This is a genomic window from Terriglobus albidus (assembly GCF_025685425.1).
GTDB classification, from domain to species: domain Bacteria; phylum Acidobacteriota; class Terriglobia; order Terriglobales; family Acidobacteriaceae; genus Terriglobus; species Terriglobus albidus.
The window spans coordinates 227,630-235,255 of sequence record NZ_JAGTAS010000055.1; the positions used below are offsets into that span (position 1 = coordinate 227,630).

Here is a 7,626-nt window from a genome sequence, read left to right on the forward strand (position 1 = left end):
TATGGGGCACCCAGTGCATGGGTTGGTTAAATTTACGGCTACGCTCTACTTCGCTGGAGGAAGCACTCGCAGGTCACCACCGGTCATCTCCTTGGGCTGCGGGATTCCAAGGAGCCCAAGAATCGTCGGAGAGATATCGCGCAGCGAGCCACCTTCGCGGACGCCGACCTTTCGCCCCTGATCGGTCACCAGGATGAAGGGCACGGGGTTGGTAGTGTGCGCCGTGTGCGGGCCTCCCGTGGTCGGGTCGATCAGCATCTCCGCATTACCGTGGTCGGCCGTTACAATCATCGCGCCTTCACGGGCTTTGATGGCCTTGTAAAGACGTCCCAGGCAGTAGTCGACCGTCTCTACACCTTTGACTGTGGGTTCGATCTTGCCGGAGTGGCCCACCATATCTGCATTCGCGAAGTTCACAACGATCACGTCGAAGGCTGTATCGTTGACGGCCTTCTCGACAACTTCAGCGATACCTTCGGCGCTCATCTCCGGAGCGAGATCGTACGTCGCAACCTTCTTCGAAGGCACCAGTTCGCGTTCCTCTCCAGCGAACGGCTTCTCGATACCGCCGTTGAAGAAGTAGGTGACGTGCGCGTACTTCTCCGTTTCCGCCACGCGCAGATTGCGAAGCTCAGCGTTACCCATCACGTTGGCCAGGAGATTATCCATGCTCTCCGGCAGAAGGTACATGGGGATTGAGAAGTTCTTGTCGTATTGCGTCATGGTCACCACGTGCAGATTCTTCGGCACAGTGTTGCGAGGAATCTCCAGATCGAGCTCTTCGGCCTTAGGCAGTTCGCGGCCTTCATTGGCCGTGAGATGCGAGTTGCGGGCCAGCACACGAATAATCTGGCGAACACGATCTGCGCGGTAGTTGAAGCAGATGACCGCATCTTCATTCTGAATGGTTGCTACCGGCTTGCCGTGCTCAGTGACGACAAAGGGCACGATGAACTCATCGGTAACGCCATTGTTGTAGCACTCACGAACACGGGCGATGGCGTCCTCATAGGCTCCGCCCTCAGCTTGGCCCTTGACCATTGCGTCGAAGGCCTTGGCCTCCCGCTCCCAGCGCAGATCGCGGTCCATGGCGTAGTAACGTCCGCTGACAGATGCCAGCTTACCCACGCCGTACTCACGGAACTTCTGGAAGAGCTCCTCCAGGTAGCCTGCTCCGGAACTCGGCAACGTGTCACGGCCATCCATAAAGGCATGCACAAAGACATCCTTGATGCCCTGCTGGGCCGCCATCTTCAGCAACGCATAGAGATGCCGCTGGTGCGAGTGCACACCGCCATCCGACACCAGGCCGATCAGGTGCAGCGAACGGCCATTGGCGGCAACCCGCATCGCCTTGAGAAGAGCGGGGTCGGTAAAGAAGTCGCCCTTTGCAACCGCCTCATCGATACGAACGATATCCATGCGCACAATACGCCCAGCGCCGATATTCAGGTGGCCGACCTCAGAATTGCCCATCTGTCCGTCCGGCAGACCGACGAAGTGATCGCTGGCGCGGATCGTCGTGTTGGGATACTCCGCCAGCAGACGGTCGTAGTTCGGCTTGCGGGCGAGGGCGATGGCGTTGCCTTTGGTCTCGGTGCGGATACCCCATCCATCCAGGATGGTCAGGACGAGCGGCTTGTTCTTTGACATTACAGATTCACTTTCCGCGTTGGTGTACTGCTTCGGCTGCCTGCGGCTCAGCCCTATTGCAAGAATGGGTGCGGCTGCCCGGTAGCAGCGCACCCATCATCGCAAAGGAAGTTGAAGAAGACCTCTCGCAACTGCCTACTCACCGCAGTTGATGGATTCAATTCCGAGGAACTCAGCGCCCTGGCCCAGCTCTTCTTCGATGCGGAGAAGCTGGTTGTACTTGGCGATACGATCCGTACGGCTGGCCGAACCGGTCTTGATCTGTCCCGCACCCGTCGCCACCGCCAGATCGGCGATGAAGGTATCTTCGGTCTCGCCCGAGCGGTGCGAGATGATCGAGGTGTATCCGTAGCGGCGGCCGAGAGCAATGGCTTCCAGCGTCTCCGAGACCGTGCCGATCTGGTTTACCTTGATCAGGATGGAGTTGGCTACGCCCTGCTCGATACCCTGCTGCAGGCGGCGCGAGTTGGTCACGAAGAGATCGTCGCCGACAAGCTGCACGAAGTTGCCGATCTTATCGGTCAGCAGCTTCCAGCCGGCCCAGTCATCTTCAGCCAGACCATCTTCGATGGAGACGATCGGGTACTGGCGGCACCAGCTCTCCCAGAACGATGCCATCTCTTCGCTGCTCAGCTCACGCTTGTCGCTCTTCTTGAAGACGTACTTGCCCGTCTCCTTGTTGTAGAACTCAGACGAGGCGGGATCGAGCGCGATGGCGATCTGCTCCCCGGCCTTATATCCTGCCAGCTCGATCGCCTCGAGAATCACCTCGATAGCCTCAACGTTCGACTTCAGCGAAGGAGCGAAGCCACCTTCGTCACCCACGGCGGTATTCAGGCCTTTCTTCTTGAGCACACCCTTCAGCGTGTGGAAGACTTCCGTGCCCCAGCGCAGCGCATCAGAGAAGCTCTCCGCGCCGACGGGCATGACCATGAACTCCTGGAAGTCGACCGTATTGTCGGCGTGGGCGCCGCCGTTGAGGATGTTCATCATCGGCGTGGGCAGAATGCATGCATTCACGCCGCCGAGGTAGCGATACAGGGGAAGCTTGAGCTGTGCGGCTGCGGCACGAGCGGTGGCCATCGAAACGGCCAGGATGGCGTTGGCGCCCAGCTTGCTCTTGTTCTCCGTGCCGTCGATCGCGATCATCGTTGCATCGATCAGGCGCTGGTTGCTGGCGTCCATACCGGCCAGCTCCGGAGCGAGTATGCTCTCGACGTTCTCGACTGCCTGCAGTACGCCCTTACCGAGGTAGACCTCTTTGTCGCCGTCACGCAGTTCAACAGCCTCGTGTTCACCGGTAGATGCGCCGGAGGGCACAGCGGCACGGCCAAGCGCGCCACCGGCGAGCAGGACATCGGCCTCAACGGTCGGATTTCCACGCGAATCCAGGATCTCGCGGGCGTGAATGGAAACAATCTCGGTCATCTCTCTCCTCAAATCTGTAGACAGCACGCCCGAGGGGCGCACAATGCGATGGGCAAGGCGGTCGTTGAGTTTCGGACGGCGGTCGACAGCGATAGCGCTGCCACCGACTCCGGCGATCATCTCGACAAGCTCTGCCATACAAAAAACTCTCGGTTCTAGAAAATTTTAGCAGCCGAAAACCGCCCAGAGGACTGACCACGCCAGCTTTAACGATGCCGTAGCAGTGTTAGCAACAGAGATTCCCAGGGGGTCACAGGCGCAACCTATGGGGCTACGCTTGGTCTATAGGATTGCGCTTCCTGCGCGCGCGAGGTTTTATGTCCGTCAAGCACTCTGTATCCACCGCTGCCCTGCTTCTATCGATTGCGCCGATGTTTGCGCAACAAAGCGGCGTGTCCGTGCCCCCCAAAGAGGACTACACGCAGGACGCCGCCCCACAGAAGCCGAGCGCAGCCAAACCGGTCGCGACGGTCCCACCTGCCCTCGGCGAGGAACCCGCACCTGCTCCGGCTCCCGTTCAGACCATGCCGGCCCCCGTGGCCGCACCCAAGCCGGCACCGGCAGCCCCTGCGCCGACCGCTGTGGCGGAGCTGAAGACGCACGTGGATGCGGACCCAGATAGTGGTGTTGTGACCTACGTTCCCTCGCCCAAAGGTGAACTTCCACAGGGCACGCTGATCCGCGTGCAGCTCAACGATGAGATCTCCACCACCGATACTCCGATCGGCGCTCCTTTCCACGCCCGTGTTGCGCAGGATGTCTCGCGCGATGGACATGTCGTTATTCCCGCCGGCGCGGAGATGATCGGTCGCGTGACAGAAGTGCGGGGCGGTAAGCGTATCCGCGGCGCAGCCCTGATTCACCTGGAGCCCCAGCAGATCAACCTGCCTGACGGAACCCACTTCGTCGTCCATGCCCAGGTGATCGACACCGACCAGCAAGGAAACGCCCGTATCGGCAGCGAAGGCAACATCGTTCGCCGTGATCACGCCAAGGGAACTCTGGCTGCCATGGGACTTACCACCGGGGGCGCCACCGCTGCGGGAGCCATGGTGGGCGGCGGTGTTGGCGCCCTGGTCGGCGCGGGGATCGGCGCGGGAGCCTCGACCGTGGTCTGGTTGAAGCAGGACCGTCAGCTCACCATCATGAAGGACTCCACCATCGACTTCGCTCTGAGCGTACCGATGATGACGACACCGCTGCACAACTAAAGACTGGTAAAGAGCAAAGTAAAGGGGCCGGAAATCCAGCCCCTTTACTTTGTGTTGAATAGTTGAATGGTTGAATCGTTATTCGCGGCTTGGATCACTGATTACGCTGCACGCTACAAAAGGGCTGGCAATACTTTCCCTTCCGATGCCGTACGTCTTCAACTTTCAACTTGAAACTTTCAACCTAGTTTTCTGACGTTGCTGAGCAGGCGCTTCCAGTTCTTCTGGTTACGGCGGAAACTCTTCTTCAGATCTTCCAGGATGCGTTCGAAGTCCGTGTGGCCGCGCAGCTTGCTCCATGCCGGGTTGATGGAGAACCAGGGATAGTTCTCGTTGCCCAGGTAGATAGCGCGGCGCAGCCAGTGCAATGCCTCGCTCTCGTCACCTTCTACCGCGAAGTACGTGGCCAGGCGATAGGCCATCTCGGAGTCTGCCTCGGCGGCCGCCAGCGTCTCATCCAGAATGAAGGTCGAGGCCTTCTGCCGGTCTCCGAGCTGCACATAGCACATTGCAATCGTCGGCGAGATGATGCGCAGCGACGGATCGTCCGCGACCACGGACTCCAGTGTCTCGACGGCTTTCTGCAGCTCTCCTCGACGCATCAACTGATATCCCTCGGTGATGCGTAACAGGGCGTGGTCGGGCTGCAGGGTCAGGCCCTTCTGAATCTCGTCACCTGCAAGTTCCAACTGGTTCTGATACTGGTACACGCGGGCGCGATGGTTGTAGATATTCGGCGCTCCTGAGGGATTGAGGCGCAGCGCGGTGGAGAACTGATCGAGAGCTTCTTCGTACATACCATCAAGCCGCAAGGTGATGCCGGCGATAGTATGCACGTTCCACTCATTCTCCGCGGTCTGCAGCAGATGCTCGATTCCGTGACGGACGCTCTCCTTCTCACCGCGCGAGAGCAGCATGTAGACGCGATAGAGATTCGCTTCAATCGATCCGGGATCGAGCGATAGCGCTTTATCGAAGGCGCGTCGGGCCTCCAGCAGATGCATCTGGCCGCCCATACCATGACGGGCATACTGCAACTGAGCGATGCCCAGCCCACTCCATCCAGGAGCGAAGTTCGGGTTGCGAGTTACCACTGCCTCCAACAGGTCTCGAGCTCGATCAAGATCGTCACGTGAGCCCGTCGTCTGCATGAAGGTGGAGAGAATGGCGCGGCCCTGGAGATAGTCCTCCGAGGTATCTTCCGTCAGCGGTACTGAGGTACTTGGAACACCGGCGGCACGCTTGCGTTTCAGACCGCCAAAGCCCTGCAGTGAGGCGAAGACCTCATTGCTGATCTCAGTCTGCACGGCAACCAGATCGAACGACGCCACGCTGATGGCGCCGCCGGCGAGAATGCTCTGCCCGGCGACATCCAATAGCTGCCAATTGAGGTCAAAGCCTTTCTCTGACCGCAGAAAATTCCCGGCAAGCACAAACTGCACCAGCAGCTTGCGGCCGATGGCCAGCGGATCGAGCTGCTGCACCGGCACATTCATCAGGGCGCTGGTGGGACGCACCACGAGATCTGAGATACGCGCGAGCCTGGCCGAGATGGCATCGGCGAGCGCATGCCCATAGAGCGGAGAGACATCCCCTGCCGGAGCGAAGTTCACGAAGGGAAGAACCACGATCGAGTTTTCTTTGGCAGGCGTCTCCGTGCTGTCACGAAAACGCTCGGCGAGCATAGACAGAATGCCGGTAGAGCGCTTCTCTTCCTCCTGCGGGGTCTCGAGAGGACGTGCGAGCGGCGAGCCGCCAGGTACCACCACAGCTTCAAGCTGCATCGTGGTCAGAATGGTCTTCAGGCTCTCGCGCAGTTCTACGGCCGCTCCGAAGCGGGCCGACGGCTGCTTCTCGAGGCAGCGGAGGATAACGCTCTCCAGCTCCTGCGGGAGCGAGGGTGCAATCTCACGCAGGGGCGGCGGATCGGAGAACTGAATCGCACGAATCGACTGAAACTCCGGCGCATCCGGGCGATGAAATGGATGACGGCCGGCAGCCAGCTCGTACAGAATGAGTCCCAGCGCGAAGATGTCGCTCTGCACGCTCGATTGCCCGGTCACGAATTGCTCCGGAGCCATATAGGCTACGGTTCCTCCGCGGGCGGTGTACGTGGGCCCCACCGGAGCGTTGGCGTCGCGCTTATCGCCTGGCTTCACCGGGTCAAAGTGCATGTCTTCGGCTGAGAGCCGACGAGCCAGGCCGAAATCGAGGATCTTGATCAGGCCGCCATCGGTCAGCATGACGTTGGCGGGCTTCAGGTCGCGATGGAAGATACCGAGCGCATGCGCGGCTGCCAGACCGTCTGCCATTTGCATGCCTGCTGAGAGGATGAGCTGCAGGCTCGCGGGTCCCTCGCTGATGACCTTGTCCAGGCTCTTGCCGGGGATGTACTGCATGGCAATGAACGCCTCATCCTCGGTCTCACCCGTGTCATAGATCGCACAGACGTTCGGATGATCGATAGCGGAGGCGAGCCGAGCCTCACGCAGAACGGTTGACCGGATCTGTTCGACGGTCAGAGCTCCGCGCTTGATCAGCTTGAGGACGACGGGGCGTTGCAGCAGCGTGTCCGTGGCAAGATAGACGACGCCGGAACCGCCCGCTCCCAGCTTCCGGACGATCTCATATTGCTCCACCTGTCGTTGCTTCATATCTTGATTATCGCAAGCGGGTTGTGGAACTTTATTCTTCCATCATCGTTTTGGTAAATGCTGGCCGAGTCTAATGTTGAATTGTTCGGACTCAGCAGCAGTCATACCGGCTTTGGAAATAGGAACAAATGTCCCACGGCCGCGATGAAAAATCACGAATACAGATTCATCTTCAGCGAAACCACTAAAGAATTTCCACGTCGCCTTAGTCTCATTCTCACCACGAATCTGAGATAAGCCATCGTCATCGACACGATATGTTTTGTCCACGTGCAGACTTTCATTTTTTGCGAAGTCGCGTTTACTAATCCATTCCCTTAGGGGAAGAAATAAAACACACCAGACTCCCAGCCCTGCAACTGCATACAAGCCGCCATCCACTTCCCCGAGAAACAGTCTGTATCCGGCTAATGCAAGACAGAGCCAACCTACGCCCTGATACCAATAACGCTGCAGCACCCATAGGGGACCGTAAGGTCCACGCTTGCGGCGAGCCAGTTTGATCGAACGAATATAGTCCTCTGGACTAAGCCTCGAGATCACCGTCATGGCTCTAAATGTGAAGTTTCAATAGGTTATTGTCCATCTGACCGAGAACGAAGAAGCTGATTGTGAGAGCAATCCAAAATCTTCGGAGGCCAGATGGACTATCACCATCATGCCCGTTTGACAGTGCGTGG

5 protein-coding genes are annotated in these 7,626 nt (G+C 58.9%); 1 reads left to right on the top strand and 4 read right to left on the bottom strand.

The genetic code is table 11. The annotated features are described in order from the left end of the window. Positions 1-45 precede the first annotated feature (45 nt). Positions 46-1,653 carry a 2,3-bisphosphoglycerate-independent phosphoglycerate mutase gene (gene gpmI, locus OHL21_RS14730; RefSeq protein ID WP_263418040.1) on the bottom strand — a complete coding sequence of 536 codons (1,608 nt, stop codon included), beginning with the start codon at positions 1,651-1,653 and terminating at the stop codon, positions 46-48. A gap of 135 nt (positions 1,654-1,788) precedes the next feature. Then, on the bottom strand, positions 1,789-3,081 hold the full coding sequence (eno, locus tag OHL21_RS14735; RefSeq protein WP_263418050.1) for a phosphopyruvate hydratase: 1,293 nt from the start codon (positions 3,079-3,081) through the stop codon (positions 1,789-1,791). Positions 3,082-3,398: 317 nt separating this feature from the next. On the opposite strand from eno, the gene OHL21_RS14740 reads away from it, so the two are divergent. Next, positions 3,399-4,292 (top strand): TrbI/VirB10 family protein, encoded by an 894-nt coding sequence (locus OHL21_RS14740; protein ID WP_263418041.1) that lies wholly within the window; start codon positions 3,399-3,401, stop codon positions 4,290-4,292. A gap of 179 nt (positions 4,293-4,471) precedes the next feature. On the opposite strand, the gene OHL21_RS14745 is transcribed toward OHL21_RS14740, so the two are convergent. Further along, complete coding sequence (locus OHL21_RS14745; RefSeq protein ID WP_263418042.1) at positions 4,472-6,946, bottom strand: serine/threonine-protein kinase; 2,475 nt, start codon at positions 6,944-6,946, stop codon at positions 4,472-4,474. Between the two features lie 42 nt (positions 6,947-6,988). Then, positions 6,989-7,495 carry a YcxB family protein gene (locus OHL21_RS14750; RefSeq protein WP_263418043.1) on the bottom strand — a complete coding sequence of 169 codons (507 nt, stop codon included), beginning with the start codon at positions 7,493-7,495 and terminating at the stop codon, positions 6,989-6,991. Positions 7,496-7,626 lie beyond the last annotated feature (131 nt).